18 protein-coding genes are annotated in these 20705 nt (G+C 61.0%); 8 read left to right on the forward strand and 10 right to left on the reverse strand.

Features of this window, described 5'->3' with window-relative positions:
• The first annotated feature begins 17 nt into the window (after positions 1-17).
• From ACJJU9_RS00925 to ACJJU9_RS00935, 3 genes are all read left to right on the forward strand, one after another.
• Positions 18-1040 carry a putative 2-aminoethylphosphonate ABC transporter substrate-binding protein gene (locus ACJJU9_RS00925; RefSeq protein WP_407729860.1) on the forward strand — a complete coding sequence of 341 codons (1023 nt, stop codon included), beginning with the start codon at positions 18-20 and terminating at the stop codon, positions 1038-1040.
• Positions 1041-1181: 141 nt separating this feature from the next.
• Entirely contained in the window at positions 1182-2315 is a 1134-nt protein-coding gene (locus ACJJU9_RS00930; protein ID WP_407729861.1) for a TIGR03364 family FAD-dependent oxidoreductase, read from the forward strand.
• Positions 2315-2872 (forward strand): phosphonate degradation HD-domain oxygenase, encoded by a 558-nt coding sequence (locus ACJJU9_RS00935; RefSeq protein ID WP_407729862.1) that lies wholly within the window; start codon positions 2315-2317, stop codon positions 2870-2872. Before ACJJU9_RS00930 ends, ACJJU9_RS00935 begins: the two co-directional genes overlap by 1 nt.
• 65 nt (positions 2873-2937) lie before the next feature.
• Here the strand turns inward: ACJJU9_RS00935 and ACJJU9_RS00940 are convergent, their stop codons facing one another.
• Positions 2938-4302, reverse strand: a complete 1365-nt coding sequence (locus tag ACJJU9_RS00940; RefSeq protein ID WP_407729863.1) for a GTPase/DUF3482 domain-containing protein — start codon at positions 4300-4302, stop codon at positions 2938-2940.
• Positions 4295-5674, reverse strand: a complete 1380-nt coding sequence (locus tag ACJJU9_RS00945; RefSeq protein ID WP_407729864.1) for a DUF2868 domain-containing protein — start codon at positions 5672-5674, stop codon at positions 4295-4297. Before ACJJU9_RS00945 ends, ACJJU9_RS00940 begins: the two co-directional genes overlap by 8 nt.
• Positions 5675-5772: 98 nt before the next feature.
• Between ACJJU9_RS00945 and ACJJU9_RS00950 the strand changes: the two genes are divergently transcribed.
• Entirely contained in the window at positions 5773-6285 is a 513-nt protein-coding gene (locus tag ACJJU9_RS00950) for a dihydrofolate reductase (RefSeq protein WP_407729865.1), read from the forward strand.
• Between the two features lie 95 nt (positions 6286-6380).
• On the opposite strand, the gene ACJJU9_RS00955 is transcribed toward ACJJU9_RS00950, so the two are convergent.
• Entirely contained in the window at positions 6381-7772 is a 1392-nt protein-coding gene (locus ACJJU9_RS00955; protein ID WP_048385139.1) for an L-cystine transporter, read from the reverse strand.
• A 228-nt stretch (positions 7773-8000) separates the two neighbouring features.
• Between ACJJU9_RS00955 and ACJJU9_RS00960 the strand changes: the two genes are divergently transcribed.
• A complete protein-coding gene (locus ACJJU9_RS00960; RefSeq protein WP_048385137.1) occupies positions 8001-9056 on the forward strand; it encodes a phosphorylcholine phosphatase in 1056 nt (351 codons plus the stop codon).
• Positions 9057-9192: 136 nt separating this feature from the next.
• Here the strand turns inward: ACJJU9_RS00960 and ilvD are convergent, their stop codons facing one another.
• Together ilvD and ACJJU9_RS00970 are read right to left on the reverse strand one after the other, a co-directional pair.
• Positions 9193-11040, reverse strand: a complete 1848-nt coding sequence (gene ilvD / locus ACJJU9_RS00965; protein WP_407729866.1) for a dihydroxy-acid dehydratase — start codon at positions 11038-11040, stop codon at positions 9193-9195.
• A gap of 227 nt (positions 11041-11267) precedes the next feature.
• Positions 11268-12407, reverse strand: coding sequence for an MFS transporter (locus tag ACJJU9_RS00970; RefSeq protein ID WP_407731037.1), 1140 nt, complete (start codon positions 12405-12407; stop codon positions 11268-11270).
• A 272-nt stretch (positions 12408-12679) separates the two neighbouring features.
• Between ACJJU9_RS00970 and ACJJU9_RS00975 the strand changes: the two genes are divergently transcribed.
• Positions 12680-14365: a DUF4153 domain-containing protein gene (locus ACJJU9_RS00975; protein ID WP_407729867.1), complete on the forward strand. Its 1686-nt coding sequence runs from the start codon at positions 12680-12682 to the stop codon at positions 14363-14365.
• 101 nt (positions 14366-14466) lie between these two features.
• On the opposite strand, the gene ACJJU9_RS00980 is transcribed toward ACJJU9_RS00975, so the two are convergent.
• Positions 14467-15663 (reverse strand): class I SAM-dependent rRNA methyltransferase, encoded by a 1197-nt coding sequence (locus ACJJU9_RS00980; RefSeq protein WP_048371023.1) that lies wholly within the window; start codon positions 15661-15663, stop codon positions 14467-14469.
• Between the two features lie 201 nt (positions 15664-15864).
• Here ACJJU9_RS00980 and ACJJU9_RS00985 point away from each other — a divergent pair, with 201 nt between their 5' ends.
• The gene (locus ACJJU9_RS00985) at positions 15865-16677 is read left to right on the forward strand and encodes an HDOD domain-containing protein (RefSeq protein WP_174479335.1); all 813 of its coding nucleotides are present in this window, start codon (positions 15865-15867) and stop codon (positions 16675-16677) included.
• Positions 16678-17490 (forward strand): bifunctional DNA-formamidopyrimidine glycosylase/DNA-(apurinic or apyrimidinic site) lyase, encoded by an 813-nt coding sequence (mutM, locus tag ACJJU9_RS00990; protein WP_048385129.1) that lies wholly within the window; start codon positions 16678-16680, stop codon positions 17488-17490. It begins immediately after the preceding gene.
• 88 nt (positions 17491-17578) lie between these two features.
• Here mutM and ACJJU9_RS00995 read toward each other — a convergent pair whose 3' ends face one another.
• The 4 genes from ACJJU9_RS00995 to ACJJU9_RS01010 form a co-directional block, all read right to left on the reverse strand.
• Complete coding sequence (locus ACJJU9_RS00995) at positions 17579-17830, reverse strand: YfhL family 4Fe-4S dicluster ferredoxin (RefSeq protein ID WP_003213796.1); 252 nt, start codon at positions 17828-17830, stop codon at positions 17579-17581.
• 99 nt (positions 17831-17929) lie between these two features.
• Entirely contained in the window at positions 17930-18412 is a 483-nt protein-coding gene (coaD, locus tag ACJJU9_RS01000; protein ID WP_047278434.1) for a pantetheine-phosphate adenylyltransferase, read from the reverse strand.
• 115 nt (positions 18413-18527) lie between these two features.
• Positions 18528-20123 carry a GMC family oxidoreductase N-terminal domain-containing protein gene (locus ACJJU9_RS01005; RefSeq protein ID WP_407729868.1) on the reverse strand — a complete coding sequence of 532 codons (1596 nt, stop codon included), beginning with the start codon at positions 20121-20123 and terminating at the stop codon, positions 18528-18530.
• A gap of 33 nt (positions 20124-20156) precedes the next feature.
• Entirely contained in the window at positions 20157-20702 is a 546-nt protein-coding gene (locus ACJJU9_RS01010; protein WP_331368915.1) for a twin-arginine translocation pathway signal protein, read from the reverse strand.
• Positions 20703-20705 lie beyond the last annotated feature (3 nt).

Raw genomic sequence — 20705 nt, forward strand, 5'->3', positions numbered from 1 at the left:
CCTCAAGGAACCGCACCATGTTCAAGCCTCTTGCTCTTGTCGCTGCTGTCCTCACCGCTTTCAGCGTTAACGCCTTTGCAGCAAAAACCGAACTGACCGTCTACACCGCCCTCGAAGCCGAGCAACTGAAGAGCTACAAGCAAGCTTTCGAGAAAGCCAACCCGGACGTTGAGATCAAGTGGGTGCGTGACTCCACCGGCATCATCACCGCCAAATTGCTCGCTGAAAAAGACCGCCCGCAGGCGGATGCCGTCTGGGGCCTGGCGGCGTCGAGCCTAGCGATCCTCGATCAGCAAGGCATGCTGCAACCCTACGCACCGCAAGACCTGGCCAAGATCGGGCCCAACTACCGTGACCCGGCCAATCCTCCGGCCTGGGTCGGCATGGACGTGTGGGCCGCGACCATTTGCTTTAACACTGTTGAGGCCGAAAAACAGGGCCTGAGCAAGCCGGTGAGCTGGCAAGACCTGACCAAGCCCGAGTACAAGGGCAAGATCGTGATGCCGAACCCGGCGTCGTCCGGCACGGGCTTTCTGGACGTGAGCGCGTGGCTGCAAACCTTTGGCGAGAAGCAGGGCTGGGTATACATGGACGGCCTGCACCAGAACATCGGCCAGTACGTTCACTCCGGTTCCAAACCCTGCAAATTGGCCGCCTCGGGCGAGTTCCCGATTGGCATTTCGTTTGAATACCCGGCTGTGCAGCTCAAGCGCCAGGGCGCGCCACTGGACATCATCCTGCCTAAAGAAGGCCTGGGCTGGGAGATCGAAGCCACAGCCGTGATTAAAGGCACGCCCCATGAAGCAGCGGCGCAAAAGCTCGCTGACTTCTCGGCCAGCCCGGCGGCGATGGAGCTTTATAAAGAGAACTTCGCCGTGCTCGCGCAGCCTGGAATTGCCAAGCCGCAGACCGAATTGCCGGCTGACTACGAGCAACGCCTGATCAAAAACGACTTCGCCTGGGCCTCAAAAAACCGCGATCAAATTTTGACCGAATGGCGCAAACGCTATGACGGCAAGTCCGAGAAAGTGGCGCAATAAAAGCCCCTCACCCCAACCCTCTCCCGGAGGGAGAGGGGGCTTTATTGAGGTGTTTCCCGATTGTGTGTACGACTCAAATCTGCTCCCTCTCCCTCAGGGAGAGGGCTGGGGTGAGGGTTGCGGTCTTCAAAGGATTTATAGATGTCACCATCCAACTCAGTGCTTATCGTCGGCGCTGGCATTCTGGGTTTGTCCCATGCCTACGCGGCCGCCAAACGCGGGCTTAAGGTCCATGTCTTCGAACGCACACACACGCCCTTGGGCGCGTCGGTGCGCAACTTCGGCCAGGCGCTGGTCACCGGCCAGCCACCGGGGGTGATGCTCGATCTGGCCCGGGCCAGCCGGGGTATCTGGGGCGAGTGGGCGCAGCAGGCGGGCTTTGACCTCAAACGCAACGGCGCGTACCTGTTTGCCCGCACAGAGGCTGAAGAGCACCTGCTGGAGGCCTTTTGCCAAGGCCGTGCCCGTGAACACGGTTACCGCGCCGAACTGCTGCGCGGTGCTGAACTGGACGCCCTCTACGGCGGCCAGTTCAACCACCATAGCGCCGCGCTGCACGGGCTGGACGACCAGCAGGTGTATTCGCGTGAGGCCATTCCTGCGCTGGTGCAGTACCTGCAGCGCGACTTCGGCGTCGAGTTTCACTTCTCAACCCTGGTGCGCGACGTCGAGCCGGGGCAGGTTCACACCACGGCGGGCAGCTTTAAAGGCGCGCAGGTGATTGTCTGTTCAGGGCACGACTATCAAACCCTGCTGGCCAAGCCACTGGCGACGCTCAACCCACAGGTTTGTCGCCTGCAAATGCTGCGAGTGCGGCCAAAAATTGACTTGCAGCTGCAACACGCCTTGCTCACCGGCCTGAGCTGCGTGCATTACGGCGCCTTTGCCGATTTGCCGGAAGCGGCAGCGGTGCAGGCCGAGATTCTGCGCGACAGCCCGTACCTGGATGAGCACGGCATTCACTTGTTGATCAGCCCGACGCCCTACGGCGAGCTGATCGTCGGTGATTCACACCATTACGGCAGCGATCCATCACCGTTTAACGCCGAACAGGTCGATAACTGGATGCTGCAACTGTGCGAAGACACGCTCGGCTGTGAAGTGCAGGTGATGGAGCGCTGGCAAGGCGTTTATGGCGCGCGCGGGGCCAAGCCGTTTACCTGGCTGCCCGTGGCGCCGGGCCTGAGCGCCGCCTTGATGCAAACCGGCGTTGGCATGAGCGTTGGCCCGGCGATGGCCGAACGCAACATCGCGCGTTTGCTGGAGGAGGCGTGATGACCCCGGCACAACTGGCGGTAGAGCAGATTTTTGCCTTGTATCAGCAGTTCGGCACCGACGATTACATCGGCGAGCCGGTGTCACAGCTCGAACACATGTCCCAGGCGGCGCAGTTGGCGATTGCCGAAGGGCATGACGATGAAGTGGTGTTGGCCGCGTTCTTTCATGACATTGGGCATTTGTGCGTCAAAGATGCGCCGAACATGGGCGGATACGGCGTGGTCAGCCATGAGCAAGTGGGCGCCGATTACCTGCGTAGGGCGGGTTTCAGTGAGCGCATGGCCAAACTGGTGGAATACCACGTGCAGGCCAAGCGCTACCTGACGTTGCGCCAACCGGGCTATTACGACCTCTTGAGCGAAGCCAGTATCAGGACGTTGGTTTATCAGGGCGGCGTGATGAGTGAAGCCGAGGCTGCTGCGTTTGAGCAAGACCCGCTGTGCGAGCTTAGCCTGCGCATGCGCTTGTGGGATGAACAGGCCAAGCAATTGCACGCCCCGCTCATCGACCTGCAACTGCTCAAGGCCAAAGCCTTGAATCTGTTAAACACCTAACCTGTAGGAGCGAGCTTGCCTCGCGATCTTTTAAACGTTTAAAAGATCGCGAGACAAGCTCGCTCCTACAAGGTATTTGCCAGCCACTCGATCTGCTCCTGGCGCTCGGCCTGGCTCAATTTGGGGTGCGGGTTAAGCGATGACCATTGCGGGTACGCCCGGGCTTTATTGAGCGGCTCGGGCAGTTTGCCTTCGCGCCAGGTTTTGTCTTGTGGGGTGGCGACCTGAATGCTGTCGACGGCCGCATGCCCGCGTGCGTTCAGGGCGTGCAGCAACTGGCGCTGACGCAAGGCCAGCAAGCGCAATACGCTGTCGTCCACGGTCAATTCGCGCTGGCCCTTGAGCTTGCCCAACAAGCGGCTGCCATAGCTGCGCGCCGTTTGCAGCGCGCCCCCGGCGATCGCCCCGGCCAGTGCTGCGGCGCCCAGGGTCAGGCCGCCGACCATCAAGTCCACACCCGCCCCGGCAGCGGCGCCGGCGGCGATTCCGCTGCCCACACGCACCCCCAATTGCTTGAGGGTTTCGGGGTTAAACAAGTCGTCGCCCCAACGTCCGTCCAGCAACGGCAAGTCGCTGGCCGCCGCGTCCTGGGGGCGAAAACCGTACAGCTTGAGCAGCGCCTCGACGCAGCGTTGCTCACGCTGGCGAACCGCTTCGCGCAGTTGATTGATGGCCTGTTGCTCGACGGTTTTTTCGCTGGCCACGCTACGTCGGCACGCAGCGCAGTCAATCAACAGTTCCGCGATCAGGCGCAGGGCGCTGTGTTTGCGTGCTTCGCGTTGAGCCTCCTGATCAGTGATCAAGCGTTGCAGCGCGCCGCGTGAATGCTCCAGCAGCAAGGCGAGGCTTTCATACAGGCGGCGCTCGCCGTCTTCCGGCGGGGCCACGCTGTCAAAACGCACCAGCGCATGCAGGCCGAGCCGGGCCAGTGCGTCGCGCCATTCAGGCTCGCGGTGCTGCGGGCTGCTGACAAAGTTGAGCACCGGCAACAGCGGCTTGCCGCAACTGGCCAGTACGCTGAGTTCGTCGCGGTACTTGGCCAGCACCGGTTCGCGGGCGTCGATCACATACAGCCCGGCGTCCGAGGCCAGCAATTGGCGCAGCACTTTGGCTTCTTGCTCAAACCGCTGGCGCGCTTCGCTGCCGTCGAGAAACCGTGCGACCCGCGCCGGGCCGTCAAGCCGTTCGCCGGGCCGATCGAGGCGTTCCAGATAGTCGAGCAGGGCGATGGCGTCTTCCAGCCCCGGCGTGTCGTACAACTCCAGCAGCGGTTCGCCGTCCACCGACAACCGTGCCCCTTCCACATGCCGGGTAGTGCTGGGGCGATGGGACACTTCGCCAAAGCCAACATCGCGGGTGAGGGTGCGCAGCAATGAGGTTTTGCCGACATTGGTGTGGCCGACCACGGCCAGCGTCAGTGGCTTAGTCATGGCCTGTCTCCAGCCAGTTGATGGGTGCGCTGGTGGCAAACGGCAGCCCGAGTTTTTCCAGGGCATGGTGCCAGTCGCTCAGGCGGTCGGCGTCCAGCGCCTGGCCGGGTGGTGCTTGCAGCAGCCAGATGCGGGTGGCCGCTGCGCTGCGCGCCAGTTCGCCGATCAGCGCAAGGCTGCCCCGGTCGGGCGAGCGCCGTGGGTCACAGGCGATGGCCAGCCGTGCAGGCGGAAAACGGGTCATTTGCTCCAGCAGTTTTTGCCGGGACTCGCGGCTGTCGAGGATGCCCGCGTCTTTAATTGTGGTCGGTAGTTTGGGTGGCCACGGGTGCTGGTCGTCCAGCTCGATGGCGACGATCAGCGCGCCCTCGGTGTCCAGGTCGGTCTGCCCGGCGTGCACGTTATGCAACTGCTCGGGGGCTACGTCGTTGACCCCAAGGCGCTCGCTGCTCGGCATCAGGCGTTCACGCAATTGGCTGTAGCCAGGCAGGGTGAGGTCCAGTCGCAGCGCGTTGCGCCCCCGGATCCAGCGCCAACGGCAGAAGGCCGCGAGCAACAGGCGCGGCAACACGCCATACACCACGAGCACGCCCACCAGCCACACGGCCCAGGCCTGACGCACGGCTTCGCTGCTGTACGCGGTGTCGGTGCTGGCGCGGATCATTGCTTCGGTCGGCCCGCTAAACCCCAGCCAGCCGGGCACCACGCCCAAAGCGCGGGTGGCGCTGACAAACACATCGGCGCTCAAAATGGTGGTTTCCCAGACAAAGCCGTAACGGCGGGTGGCCATCAGCAAGAGCATGAGCGTTAGCGCGCTGAGCATCGCCAGCAGCCACAAGCCATTGACCAAGGTACCCAGCGCCCAGCGATTGAGTTTTTGCCGTTGCAGCACCAGCAACAACGCCGGGGCCAACTGCGCGGCCTTGGCGTCGCGGGCAAACTTGTCGCTGAGCCACAGCCACAACCGCCCAAGGCTGGCGCTGTGTTCACCGGCGAAAACCAGCCCCAGCAGCCAGCTGATCAGCAAAATCAGGTTGATGCCGAGCAGGCTGCCGAGAGCCCAGAACACATTGACCGGGGTTTGCCCATTGCCCAACGCCGCAAAGGCCAGCCCGCCGCCGCTGATGACGGCCAGTACGGCGAGGCCCAGCAGCGCCAGGCGCGAGCCTTGCAGCCAATGGCGCATGGCCGTGACCAGGCCATCGCGCTCGGCCAGCCACAGCGCACGGTTTTGTAGGCGTGTGCTCAGGTCACCGGCGCTGCTGCGGGCGCGGCGGTTGGCTTCCAGATCGTCCAGCGGGCCTGCGTGTTCTTCGCGCAGGCGCACGGTTTCGGTCAGCCAAAGACGTTGCAACGGGGAAAGTTCAGTCACGCGGCATTCCATTCAAGTGAGTCATGAGCATAACCGCTGTATGCCGGTTAGTCAGGCGGGGTACTGACAGCGCGGGCGGCTCTGGTATCCTCGGCGGCATGAAAAAATCACTCCCCCTCAGCCTGATCGCGGCCCTCGGTGAAAACCGCGTGATCGGCGTCGACAACAGCATGCCGTGGCACTTGCCGGCGGATTTCAAATATTTCAAGGCCACCACCTTGGGCAAGCCGATCATCATGGGTCGCAAGACCTGGGATTCGCTGGGCCGCCCGCTGCCGGGGCGCTTGAACCTGGTGGTAAGTCGTCAGACCGGCTTGCAGCTCGAAGGTGCCGAAGTGTTTGCCTCGCTGGAGGCCGCCGTCGAGCGCGCCGAAGCCTGGGCCATTGAGCACGAAGTGGACGAACTGATGCTGATTGGCGGCGCGCAGTTGTACACCCAAGGGCTGGCGGAAGCCGACCGGCTGTACCTGACGCGTGTGGGTTTGAGCCCGCAAGGGGATGCGTGGTTTCCTGAGTTCGATCAGGCGCAGTGGACGTTGGTGTCAGAAGACAAGCACGCCGCCGCAGAGGGCAAACCGGCGTTCAGCTTTGAGGTGTGGGAACGGCTGTAAGGCTGACACATCCCCTGTAGGAGCGAGCTTGCCTCGCGATCTTTTGATCTTCTAAAAGATCGCGAGGCAAGCTCGCTCCTACAAGGGATTGAGGGTTAGGCGTGCGCCAGATCACCATGATCGTCTTCGGCCAGAATGGCCTTGTCGGTCTGGTGCAACGCCTGGCTGGTGACTGTACCGGCGACCATCGAGCCGCTGACGTTCAGCGCCGTGCGGCCCATGTCGATCAACGGCTCGACCGAGATCAGCAACGCCACCAATGACACCGGCAAGCCCATGGCCGGGAGCACGATCAGGGCCGCGAAGGTTGCACCGCCGCCCACGCCCGCAACGCCCACCGAACTGATGGTCACAATGGCCACCAACGAAGCGATCCACACCGGGTCCAGCGGGTTGATGCCGACCGTGGGGGCAACCATCACCGCGAGCATGGCCGGGTACAGACCGGCACAGCCGTTTTGCCCGATGGTCGCGCCAAACGAGGCAGCAAAGCTGGCAATCGAAGCCGGAATACCCAAGCGGCGGGTTTGCGCTTCGATGCTCAGCGGGATGCTCGCCGCGCTCGAACGGCTGGTGAAGGCGAAAGTCAGCACCGGCCAGACTTTGCGGAAGAAACGCAGCGGGTTAACGCCCGACATCGACAAGATCACCCCGTGAATCACGAACATCAGCGCCAGGCCGATGTACGACACCACGACAAAGCTGCCCAGTTTGAGGATGTCTTGCAGGTTGGAGGTGGCGACCACTTTGGTCATCAGCGCCAACACGCCGTACGGGGTCAGTTTCATCACCAGACGCACCAAGCGCATCACCCAGGCTTGCAGGGTGTCGATGGCGTTGAGCACTTTGCTGCCTTTTTCCGGCTCGTCCTTGAACAGTTGCAGGGCGGCAATGCCAAGGAAGGCGGCGAAGATCACCACGCTGATGATCGACGTCGGCTTGGCGCGGGCCAGGTCAGCGAACGGGTTCTGCGGGATAAACGACAGCAGCAATTGCGGCACGTTAAGGTCCGAGACCTTGCCGGCGTAGTCGCTCTGGATCACGTGCAGGCGGCTGATTTCGGCAGCGCCCGCGACCAGGCCGTCGGCGGTGAGGCCGAACAGGTTGGTCAGGCCGATACCCACCAGCGCCGCGATCATGGTGGTGAACAGCAACGTGCCGATGGTCAGGAAACTGATCTTGCCCAGCGACGACGCGTTATGCAGGCGCGCCACGGCGCTCAGGATCGAGGCAAAGACCAGCGGGATGACGATCATCTGCAGCAGTTGCACGTAGCCACTGCCGACCAGTTCGAACCAGCCGATGGAGGTTTTCAGGGTTTGGCTGTCCGTGCCGTAGACCAGGTGCAAGCCCAAGCCAAAGAGCACGCCGATAACCAGCGCCAGCAGGACTTTTTTTGCCAGGCTCCACGCGGTGTGGCGGGTCAGCGACAAGCCGAACAGCAACGCGAGGAACACCAGCAGATTGAGAATCAGCGGGACATTCATGAGGGCTCCGGGGGAGAGGGGGACGACGCAGGTGACGTCTTCAAGCGATAAAATTTTCGAACCGGAAATGCTAACAGGTTGATATAGCTCGAAATATATCGTTCTGGAATGACTACCTTCACTTTTGGAATAAGCGCATGGCGTTATCAAGACGGTCGAGGTCGCATCCACGCTAAAACTGTCACAGAGGTTTGCTAGCGTCGTCGCCTTTCTTAAGGAGCATAGTCGATGAGGCTGACGGCGAAGTTGATAGCTGCAACCCTGTGTTTGGGCTTGGCCGGGCAGGTGTTGGCAACCGAATTGGAACACTGGCCGGCCGATCAGGCGAAGCAATTGAACGCCATGATTGCGGCCAACGCGAACAAAGGAAACTTCGCGGTCTTTGACATGGACAACACCAGCTACCGCAACGACCTTGAAGAAGCGTTGCTGCCGTACATGGAAAACCTCGGCCTGATCACCCGTGACAGCCTGGACCCTTCCCTCAAGCTGATCCCGTTCAAAGACACGGCCGAGCACCAAGAAAGCCTGTTCAGCTACTACTACCGTTTGTGCGAGATCGACGACATGGTCTGCTACCCGTGGGTGGCGCAGGTATTTTCGGGCTTCACCCTGCAACAGCTCAAAGGCTATGTGGATGAGTTAATGGCGTCCGGCCAGCCGATCCCGGTGTCTTACTACGAAGGCGACACGGTCAAGACCGCTGAAATCCAGCCGCCCAAGGTGTTTGCCGGTCAGGTTGAACTGTTCAACAAGCTGATGGAAAACGGCATCGACGTGTACGTCATGACCGCCGCTTCAGAAGAGCTGGTGCGCATGGTCGCGGCCGATCCCAAGTACGGCTACAACGTCAAACCGCAGAACGTCATCGGGGTCAGCACCCTGCTGAAAAACCGCGACACCGGCGAGCTGACCACGGCGCGTAAACAGATCAGCGCGGGCACGTACAACGAAGAGGCCAACATGGGCCTGGAACTCACGCCTTACCTCTGGACCCCGGCCACCTGGATGGCGGGCAAACAGGCGGCGATCCTGACCTACATCGACCAATGGAAAAAACCGGTGCTGGTGGGCGGCGATACGCCATCGAGTGACGGCTACATGTTGTTCCACAGCGTTGACGTGGACAAAGGCGGGATCCACCTGTGGATAAACCGTAAAGACAAATACATGGCGCAGCTGCAAGGCATGATTGCCAAAAACGCAGCGGCCCAGGCCAAAGCCGGCCTGCCGGTGACGGCAGACAAAAACTGGGTGATCGTCAAACCAGATGAGATCCAGTGAAGCAGCCTTGTAGGAGCGAGCTTGTCTCGCGATCTTTTGATCTTTTAAAAGCTCGCGAGGCAAGCTCGCTCCTACAGGCAGATGTATCAAACAAAAATCCCGGCACATGGCCGGGATTTTTGTGTAACGCGTTGGCTTATGGCACCAATTTGTCCAGCAGCGCCTTATCACGCACCGCGCCCTTGTCGGCGCTGGTGGCCAGCAAGGCGTAGGCCTTGAGGGCGGTGGTGACTTTGCGTGGGCGGACTTCAACCGGCTTCCAGCCTTTTTTGTCCTGCGCAACACGGCGTGCCGCCAAGTCTTCGTCGCTGACCAACAGGTTGATCGAGCGGTTCGGAATGTCGATCAGCACTTTGTCGCCATCTTGCACCAGACCAATCGCACCACCGGCGGCGGCTTCTGGCGAAGCGTGGCCGATGGACAGACCCGAGGTGCCGCCCGAGAAACGGCCGTCGGTCAGCAAGGCGCAGGCTTTGCCCAGGCCTTTGGATTTCAGGTACGACGTCGGGTACAGCATCTCTTGCATGCCCGGGCCGCCTTTAGGGCCTTCGTAACGGATGATCACGATGTCACCGGCCTTTACTTCGTCAGCCAGAATGCCGCGCACGGCGCTGTCCTGGCTTTCAAAGATCTTGGCGTTGCCTTCAAACACGTGGATCGACTCGTCAACACCGGCGGTTTTCACCACGCAACCGTCCAGCGCGATGTTGCCGTACAGCACGGCCAGGCCGCCTTCTTGCGAGTAGGCGTGCTCGACACTGCGGATGCAGCCGTTTTCACGGTCGTCGTCCAGGGTGTCCCAGCGGGTCGACTGGCTGAACGCGGTCTGCGTCGGGATACCGGCAGGGCCTGCACGGAAGAACGTGTGCACGGCTTCATCGTCGGTCTGGGTGATGTCCCACTTGGCGATGGCATCTGCCATGGTCGCGCTGTGCACGGTCGGCAAGTCGGTGTGCAGCAGGCCGCCACGGGCCAGCGAACCGAGGATGGAGAAAATGCCGCCAGCGCGGTGCACGTCTTCCATGTGGTACTTCTGGATGTTCGGCGCCACTTTGCACAACTGCGGCACATGGCGCGACAGGCGGTCGATGTCTTTGAGGTCGAAGTCGATCTCGGCCTCTTGGGCAGCGGCCAGCAAGTGCAGGATGGTGTTGGTCGAGCCGCCCATGGCGATGTCCAGCGTCATGGCGTTTTCGAACGCCTTGAAGTTGGCGATGTTGCGCGGCAATACCGATTCGTCGTTTTCGACGTAGTACTGGCGGCACAGGTCGACGATGGTGCGGCCTGCCTGCAGGAACAGTTGCTCGCGGTCGCTGTGGGTCGCCAGGGTCGAACCGTTGCCCGGCAAGGCCAGGCCCAGGGCTTCGGTCAGGCAGTTCATGGAGTTGGCGGTGAACATGCCGGAGCACGAACCGCACGTTGGGCAGGCGCTGCGCTCGTACTCGGCAACCTTCTCGTCAGAAGCGCTGGAGTCGGCGGCGATGACCATGGCATCGACCAGGTCGAGACCGTGGCTGGCGAGCTTGGTTTTGCCCGCTTCCATTGGCCCGCCCGACACGAAAATCACCGGGATGTTGAGGCGCAGTGCGGCCATCAGCATGCCAGGGGTGATTTTGTCGCAGTTGGAAATACACACAATGGCGTCGGCGCAGTGGGCGTTGACCATGTACTCGACGGCGTCGGCAATGATCTCGCGGCTCGGCAGCGAATACAGCATGCCGTCGTGGCCCATGGCGATGCCGTCGTCTACGGCGATGGTGTTGAATTCTTTGGCAACGCCGCCAGCCCGTTCGATCTCGCGGGCCACCAGTTGGCCCATGTCCTTGAGGTGGACGTGGCCGGGTACGAACTGGGTAAAGGAGTTGGCAATGGCGATGATCGGCTTTTTGAAGTCGGCATCTTTCATCCCCGTGGCGCGCCACAGTGCGCGGGCGCCGGCCATATTGCGGCCGTGGGTGGAGGTCTTGGAACGATAGTCAGGCATGGAACAGCTCCGGGCGGCTAATCAGGTAACAAACAGGGAAGTGAGCTTCTAATCGCTAGGGGATCACACAGAAAATGACCACGTATCCACTAGTTGCCGTGAACGCTGCGGGATCGCCGCACGCTTGGGCTTGAGCTCATAAACCCGCCGGGGATGATTGGCGATGAATGCGTCGATTCTACACGGCTGGCGGTGGGAGGGAATGGTCCAAACCGTGAAGATAGCGGCTACGGGACGAGCGCCCGCTCGCGGATCAGCGCATTCAAACCGAGCGCGATGGCGCTCAGGATCAAAAAGCACACGGCCAGGGTGCTGGTGAGGTGGTCGTCGGCCAGGTTGATCACCAGGCTGATCAGGCCGCCGCACATAAAAATCAGCAGGCAACCAGCGGAGGTCGATGTGCCCGCGAGTTGCGGGTAGAGGCTCATGGCTTTGGAGTTGGCGATGGGCCTGCAAATGGTGGTGCCTGCTGTGCAGATGAGCATGGGGGTCAGCACCGTGATGGCAGACACGCCAAATTGCCAGGTAAGCCCCAGCATCACCAGCCCGGAAGCGGCGATCAGGCACAGGCCGGCAGTGATTTGTGTCTCGCTGGTGAGCTTGCGGTGCAGCACGCTGGCCATGATGCCGCCGACGATGTACGCCGCGCCATACAGCAGCAAGGCCCAGGCAAACTGGTAGGCCGAGAGCTGGAGGTGCTCCATGAAAATCAACGGCGACAGGACGATAAACGAGAAGTGGCAGGCAAAGGCCAGGGCCGAAATCAGCCAGTAACCGACGAAGCGGATATCAGAAAACAGCCGCCAATACCCGGCGAAAAACTGCCGTGCTGACGGCCTGTGGCGGCTGCGGGACTCGGGCAGCAGGTGCAGTGACCAGCACCAGACCACTACCGCCAGGGCGATGAACACATAAAAGCTGCCTTGCCAGCCCAGGTACAGTTGCAGCCAGGTGCCGACCAAGGGGGAGCAGGAAATGAAGATCCCGCCGCCGGTGGCCATCCAGATCCGGATGCGCTCCAGTTCGCGCCCTGTGAACACGTCCTGGATCAGCGCTTGTGACAGGGCAAACGCGCCACAGCCGACGGCCTGTATCACGCGGAAAAACATGAACCAGGCGAAATCCATGGCAAACAGGCAGCCCGTTGCGCCGATGGTCGCGAGGGCAATGCCGGTCAGCAGCAACTTTTTACGCCCAAACATATCGGACAAAGGCCCGATCAGCAGCAGCGACACGGCCAGGCCGATGGCGAAAATACTCACCGACTGCGCGACGTCGGACGGTGTGGTGCGAAAGTGGCTGGACAGGGCCGGGAAGGAGGGCAGCACCACGTCCAGGGGGAAGACGGCGAGCAGGGTCATTGTCATCAACAAGGCAATGGTTGCGCGGGGTTTTGCAGGGGTGTCCGTGGGCGGCTGCACTGATGTGTCCGGTGTTAATCAGGGCGGGCAGTGTTCTGCGCCGGTGCTGGTTTTACAACGATGTCCTGAGTAGGCCGGTACTTGTATTTCTGTAAGAAAAAACTTTTCTCTGCGTCGCCGCGCTCTAGGCCGGCCATGCCGGGTTTTACCCCCGTCTCTGGGCGTGACTACACTCAGGGGCTACAGTGGCGAACGCTTTCTATGAATAAGGATGTTGAATGCTGACCCTTAATCGATCCGTTTATGGGTGTCTGGCCATTGGCCTGGTGCAAGGGCTTTTACTGTGGCTGGCCAGTGACATTGCCGAGCCGGGCATCAAATACGCGCTGGTGACCGCCGTGCTGGTGGGCGGGATCAACCTGTTGCTGCTGGGCGACAACGTGCGTCAGCGAGGCGCTGTCTGGCTGGTGCTGGGCCTTACCTGCGTGATGACGGCGATCAGCGCGTGGGTGTTCTGGAAGTACAGCGAAACCTGGCTTTACAGCCACTGGTTGAGCGGTAGCTGGACCTGCTTTGCCGTGGTCATCGCCTACATATGTACGGCGTTTATCTTGAGTTGGCCGACCCGCGAAGGGCGCATGCCGCGCTATGAAGATTTGTTCCGGCATGCCTGGGACACGGTGTTTATCGTGCTGCTGGGCTTGCTGTTGAATGCGGTGTTTTGGGCGTTGCTGCTGTTGTGGGGCAGCCTGTTCAAAATGCTCGGCATTGTGGCGCTGAACAAACTGTTTTTTACCGATGGTTTTGTCTGTGTCAGCTCGGCCGTGGTGTTTGCCCTGGGGCTGCAAATGGGCCGCGATAACGACCGGGTGATTGGTCTGTTGCGCGGCATCTTGCTCACGCTGTGCCGCTTTTTGCTGCCGCTGAGTTCAATGATCGCCATTGTGTTCACGTTTACCTTGCCGTTCAGCGGTCTGGCGCCCATTTGGGACACCGGCTATTCGACGCCGATCATGGTGTGCCTGGTGGCGGCCAACCTGTTCTTGCTCAACGGGGTGTTTCAGGACGGTCATCAAAGCAGCGGCTACCCGCTGTGGCTCGTGCGCATGGTGGATCTGTGCCTGCTGTGTTTGCCGGTGCTGGTGGTGCTGGCCGGGTATTCGAGCTGGTTACGCATTGAGCAATACGGCCTGACGCCTAGCCGTGTGCTGGCGATGTTGCTGGTGCTGGTGGTGTTCGCCCATTGTGTGGCGGCGCTGTGGGCCGTGTTTGCCTCGAAATCGACCTGGCTGGGCAGCTTGCGGGTCAGCAACCCGTGGATCGCGCTGGCGTGCGTGGTGCTGTTGCTGGGCATTCATACGCCGTGGTTCAGCCCGTTGAAGATCAGTGCGCAGAATCAGGTGCAGCGCGTGCTCAACGGTAAAACCCCGGTTGAGACCTTTGATGCCGACACCTTGCGCTATCGTTTGGGCGCGCCGGGCGTGCAGGCGTATGAAGGGTTGTTGGCGCAAGTCGAGCGCGGCGAGGTACTCACCGAGCCTGCGCGGGCGGTGCTGCTGAAGCGGCTCAAGGACGTCGAAATCGGCCGCAGCGGTGCTGCGCAGAACGACCGGTTGCTGGAGTGGATCGGCCCTGGCGTGGAAGGCAGCGAGCAGTTCGATGCGCTTGGCATGGCTGGCCATCTGTGCCGGTATCCGGGGTGTGCGATGTGGGCTGTCGATCTGGATCAGGACGGGCAGCTTGAAGTGCTGCAGTTGCCCAAGCAGGAGTGGCCGGGCCCGCTGTACTTTTTCAAGCGCAATGCCCAAGGCAAGTGGCTGCGCGCCGGGATGTATGAAATGGACGACAACCCGCTGGAATTGATCAAGAAGATTCGCGAAGGGGAAGTCCAGCTGGTGAAACCGCGTTACCAGTCGTTGCAGATCGGCGGTGCGGTACTGAGCCCGCGGGTGGATAAGCCCTGATGCTAAACCCGTGGGAGCGGGCTTGCTCGCGATGCAGGCGATGCGGTTTTCAGTAAAACCGTGTCGTGCCAATCGCGAGCAAGCCCGCTCCCACAAGGGGGTTAGGTGTTAGGCAGCAAACGGCAGGTGATGCTCTTGATGTAGCGGGTTTCGACAATCGCCGGGTGCACCGGGTGATCCGGGCCCTGGCCACCGCGTTCGAGCATCTGGATGTTGCGGTCCAGATGGCGGGCGCTGGTCAGCAGGATGTTTTGCAGATCGTCTTCCGGCAAGTGCATCGAGCACGACGCGCTGACCAGAATCCCGTCTTTGTTGAGCAAACGCATGGCTTGCTCGTTGAGACGGCGGTAAGCCGCCTCGCCGTTTTTCAGGTCTTTTTTGCGTTTGATGAAGGCCGGCGGGTCAGCCACGATCACGTCAAAGCGCTCTTCGTTGGCTTTGAGCTCGCGCAGGGCTTCGAACACATCGCCTTCCATGCTGGTGACTTTGTCGGCCACGTCGTTCAGCGCGGCATTGCGATCAACGCCGTCCAGAGCAAACCCCGAGGCATCGACACAGATCACTTCGCTGGCGCCAAACGCCGCTGCTTGCACGCCCCAGCCACCGATGTAGCTGAACAGGTCGAGGACTTTTTTGCCTTTGACGTACGGGGCCAAACGCGCGCGGTTCATGCGGTGATCGTAGAACCAGCCGGTTTTCTGGCCTTCCATGACCGGTGCTTCGAACTTGACGCCGTTTTCTTCCAGGGCCACCCACTCCGGCACCAGACCGAAGACGGTTTCGACGTAACGCTCAAGGCCTTCTGCATCGCGGGCTGCTGAGTCGTTCTTGAACAGGATGCCGCGTGGCTTGAGCACTTGCACCAGCGCTGCAACCACGTCGTCTTTGTGGCGTTCCATGGTGGCAGAGGCCAACTGCACCACCAGAATGTCGCCGAAACGGTCAACCACCAGGCCTGGCAGCATATCGGAATCGCCGTACACCAGACGGTAGTAAGGCTTGTCGAACAGACGGTCACGCAGGGACAGGGCCATGTTGAGGCGGTGAACCAGCAGCGACTTGTCCAAGGGCAGCTTGATGTCACGCGACAGCACGCGCGCGCAGATCAGGTTGTTCGGGCTCATGGCCACGATGCCCAGCGGCTTGCCACCTGCGGTTTCGAGCAGCGCTTGGTCACCGGCTTTAAAGCCGTTAAGCGGGGTGGTGGCTACATCAATTTCGTTGCTGTAGACCCACAAGTGGCCGGCGCGCAGGCGTCGATCGGCATTGGCTTTAAGGCGCAGGCTTGGCAGGGACATGAAGTCGCTCCGGGTATTGAAAAGGGCGCGATTATAGCCTTAGACGCCACCTGCAAGCTTGGCTGATTCGCGGTATTGCGTCGGATCGCGCGCCCATTCGCGCAGAAAATTCCGCTAGAATCGCCGCCTATTCCAGAGTGTGCAGACATGCCCCCAGAGCTTTCATCGCAACAGATCAGTCAGGCTTTGCAAGGCATCAGCGTGCCGCCTCAACCGCAAATCATGGTGGATTTGCAGATGGAGCAGTACATGCCGGACCCGGATCTTGAGGTGATTGCGCGCTTGATCGCTCAGGACCCTGGCTTGTCGGGCGCGCTGCTTAAAATCGTCAACTCGCCGTATTACGGCCTGACCAACAAAATCGCTTCAATTCGTCGCGCAGTGACGCTGCTGGGCAGCCGCACGGTGATCAACCTGATCAATGCCCAGTCGATCAAGGGCGAGATGGGTGACGACACCATCGTCACCCTCAACCGTTTCTGGGACACCGCCCAAGACGTTGCCATGACCAGCCTGAGCCTGGCCAAGCGCACCGGCATGTCGGCACCCGATGAAGCCTATGCGCTGGGCTTGTTTCACGATTGCGGCATCCCGCTGATGCTCAAGCGCTTCCCGGATTACATGCACGTGCTGGAACAGGGCTACGCCAACGCAGGCCCTGGCCATCGCGTGGTGGACACGGAAAATCGCCACTTCAACACCAACCATGCGGTGGTCGGCTACTACACGGCCAAATCCTGGCGCTTGCCGGCGCACCTGACCGAGGCGATTGCCAACCACCACAATGCGCTGGCGATTTTCAGCGACGAGTCCTCGCGCAACGGCCCGCTGAAAAACCTGCTGGCGGTGCTGAAAATGGCCGAGCACATTTGTGCGTCGTCCAACGTCCTCGGCAACCAGCGTGAAGACCATGAATGGAACAGCATCAGCCATCTGGTGCTGGACTACATTGGTTTGTCCGAGTATGACTTTGAGAACGTGAAAGAAAGTATCCGCGAGTTAGGGGCTGACTAGATGCCTGAGTTACCAGAAGTCGAAACCACCCGCCGGGGCATTGCCCCGCACCTTGAAGGGCAGCGGGTCAGCCGGGTCATCGTGCGTGACCGGCGTTTGCGCTGGCCGATCCCCGAAGACCTGGATGTGCGTTTGTCCGGGCAGAAAATCGTGCAGGTTGAGCGCCGCGCCAAGTATTTGCTGATCAATGCCGAAGTCGGGACGTTGATCAGCCACTTGGGCATGTCGGGCAATTTGCGTCTGGTCGAGGCGGGCCTGCCGGCGCTCAAGCATGAGCACGTCGACATTGAGCTGGAGTCGGGGCTGGCCTTGCGCTACACCGACCCGCGTCGCTTTGGCGCGATGCTTTGGAGCCTTGACCCGCTGAACCACGAACTGCTGATCAAGCTGGGGCCGGAGCCGTTGACCGACCTGTTTGATGGCGAGCGGTTGTTCCAGCTGTCGCGCAAGCGTTCGATGGCGGTCAAGCCTTTCATCATGGACAACGCGGTGGTGGTGGGCGTGGGCAATATCTATGCGACAGAAGCGCTGTTTGCCGCAGGCATTGACCCGCGTCGCGAGGCCGGGAGCATTTCGCGGGCGCGTTATTTAAAGCTGGCGATTGAGATCAAGCGGATTCTGGCGGCGGCGATAGAGCGGGGCGGCACCACGCTGCGCGACTTTATCGGCGGTGACGGCCAGCCGGGTTATTTCCAGCAGGAACTGTTCGTGTACGGCCGTGCTTATGAGGCGTGCAAGGTCTGTGGTACCGAACTGCGCGAGGTCAAACTGGGCCAGCGAGCCAGCGTGTTCTGCCCCCGCTGCCAAAAGTAACCCCAAACCCTGTAGGAGCGAGCTTGCCTCGCGATCTTTTGATTGTTTAAAAGATCGCGAGGCAAGCTCGCTCCTACAAAGGCAACCCTTACGCCTTACCCGTGATCAGCCGGTATTTTTCCATCAGCTGTTCTTCGGTTTCCGGGTGGGCTTCATCCAGCGGGATGCAGTCAACCGGGCATACCTGCTGGCATTGCGGCTCGTCGTAGTGGCCTACGCACTGGGTGCACAGGTTCGGGTCGATCACGTAGATCTCTTCACCCTGGGAAATAGCAGCGTTCGGACACTCGGGTTCGCAGACGTCGCAGTTAATGCAATCGTCGGTGATGATCAGGGACATGGGTACTCCGGCCGGGGCGGTTTGCCCGGGCAACTAAAATCGAATGCGGCAATTGTGCCGCATTGGCGCCCGCAGTGCACGCGGGCGCCGCTTCAGCGGTTACTTCTTGCGAAACCGCTCGGTCAGGGCGTCAGCCACGGCCGGGTGGACAAACTTGCTGATATCGCCGCCCAAAGCAGCGATTTCACGGACTAACGTCGACGATATAAACGAATAGCGCTCGGACGGCGTCAGAAACAGGCTTTCGACGTCGGGTGCCAATTGGCGATTCATGTTCGCCAGCTGAAACTCGTACTCGAAGTCCGACACGGCACGCAGGCCACGCAGAAATACATTGGCGTTCTGTTCTTTGGCGAAGTGCGCAAGCAGCGTCGAGAAGCCGACTACCTCGACATTGGGCAGGTGCTTGGTGACCTCACGCGCCAGCTCAACGCGCTGTTCCAGAGGGAAGAGCGGGTTTTTTTTGGGGCTGGCCGCGACCGCAATGATCACGTGATCGAACAGGCGCGAGGCGCGCTCGACCAGATCGCCATGCCCCTTGGTAATGGGGTCAAATGTACCTGGGTACAACACTCGGTTCATCGCGTCGTCCTGGCGGGAATCCGTTGGGGAGTCGGATGGTATCGCAGCATTCCCGGTCGGCCAAGTCGCCAATTTAAGAAGAAAGCACTATAGACGCCGCCAGTTAACTCCTTTTTCACGGATTTTTAAGCCGTTGGGCCAGCTCTGTCGCGAGTTTGGCGGTGAGTGCGTACACCGACAATTGTGGGTTGGCGCCGATGCTGGTGGGGAACAAAGAGCCATCATGGATCGACAGATTGCGTAACTGATGATGGCGCCCAAGGCTGTCGGTGACCGCCATGTGCGGGTTTTCCCCCATGGCGCAGCCGCCCATCACATGGGCGCTGGCCAGGCGCGTTCGATACCGCTCAAAGCTCAAATTATTGATGTGCTCGCGGGTTTCGCCCAGGGTTTTCAGATAGCGCGCATCGCTGTGCAACGGCATCACTGCGCTGGCTCCGGCGGCAAACTGGATCTCGGCCATGCTGTGGAACGCCCGCCTGAGCCCGTCCCAGCTATACGGCGTGACGCTGTAATCGAGCACGGGGCTGCCGTCTGCGCGCAACTCAACGTTACCGCCGGGGCTGTCGGGGTGAAAACCGTCGCGCATCAGGGCCAGCATCATGTGGGTGTTGGGCAGTTGTGCCATGTGTTCGGCGTTGGTTTCGCCGTAACCGCCAAACAAGGTGGCGGCCAGCGCCGGGTGCAAGGGCGGGACTTCGAGTTTGTAGCCCATGGGGCCGGTTGCGCCGTCTTGCCACTGAAAATGGTCGGTGTAAATCGACTGCGGGGCGCCGTAAAACGGATTGATCGCCGTCGCAAACTGCGCGGCCGAGAAGTTGACCAGGTGCAGAAACGTACGCTTGCCCACTCGCCTGTACGGGTCGGGCGCCTCTGAGCGCAACAGCAGGCCGGGGCTGTTGATGCCGCCGCCGGCCAGCACGTAATGCCGCGCCTTGACCGTAATGGTGCAGCCTGTGGGCGCCACGCTGCGCCTGTCCATGGCTTGGCACTCCAGGCCGGTGACCTGATCACCTGCAATCAACAAACGCTGGGCGCGGGCCAGATACAGCAGCTCGCCGCCGTTTTCGAGGGTCGCGGGAATGGTCGTCACCAGCATCGACTGCTTGGCATTGGTCGGGCAGCCCATGCCGCAATAACCGAGGTTCCAGCAGCCGCGCACATTGCGCGGGATCACCTGCCAGCGGTAGCCGAGTTTTTCACAGCCGGTGCGGATCACCTCGTTGTTGGCGTTGGGCGGGACCAACCACGGAGCCACGCCGAGCCGTTGCTCCATCTGCGCAAACCAGGGCGCCATGGCTGCTTCACTGTGGCCGCTGACCGCGTGCTCGCGGGCCCAATGCTCCAGCGTCGGCGCCGGGGTGCGAAAACTGGAGGTCCAGTTGACCAGGGTAGTCCCGCCCACCGCGCGGCCTTGCAGGATGCTGATGGCGCCGTCTTTGCTCATGCGCCCGATGCCTTCCTGATACAGGTTGGTGTAGGCCTCGCCTTCGAGCAGCTTGAAATCGCTGCTGGTCTTGAGCGGGCCTTCTTCGATCAGCAGCACTTTAAAACCTGCGTTACTGAGGATTTCTGCCGTCGTGCCGCCCCCGGCGCCGCTGCCAATAATGGCGATGTCGGCTTCCAGCGTCAGGTCGTTGACGAGGGTTGAGCCGTTATGGGTTTTCCATCCGCGTGCCAGGCCTTCGCGGAATAGATCGGGTACAGGCATAAGGACGTCTCATGAAAATTATTATTGTGTGAATCAAACCGTCGGCGGGCCGGGGTACCCGCAATGGGGCCACAACTCGGGCTTTTCGTAGCCGCTCATCATCACCAGTTGCAGCAACGAGGCATGGCCCATGCGCAACAGGCTCAAGCTGCTGTTTTGCCAGCGATGCAGGAAGTAGCGGATTTGATCGGGGGTGGTCTTCTCCCAACTGCTCCAAAGCCCCGTGAGCGGGCCGCGAGTGACCGGCATGGCCAGCACGTCGAATAGCTGCAAGGTCAGCTTGAGCAGCTCTGGCGAGAGGTGAGCCAGGTTGTTGTCCAGCGTGTGCAAGGTGGCGTCTGTCGCTCCCGGCAGGGAGGTGTGCGAAATGCTGCCCGCCAGCATCACCGGCACCAGCGCCTGTAAAAACACCAGGTCGGTGCTGCGCAGCACCCTGAAACCCCGGGCGCTGAAAGTGGCCGAGCAGCCGCTGAGGCTGGCGCCCAGCCCGGCAGTGGCCAGAAAAGCCGAGGCGCAAAGGCCGACTTTTAAAACGCCACGGCGGGACAGTAGCGTCGGTTCTTCCAGAAATTCCGGCATGGC

Source organism: Pseudomonas helleri (assembly GCF_045830615.1).
GTDB classification, from domain to species: domain Bacteria; phylum Pseudomonadota; class Gammaproteobacteria; order Pseudomonadales; family Pseudomonadaceae; genus Aquipseudomonas; species Aquipseudomonas helleri.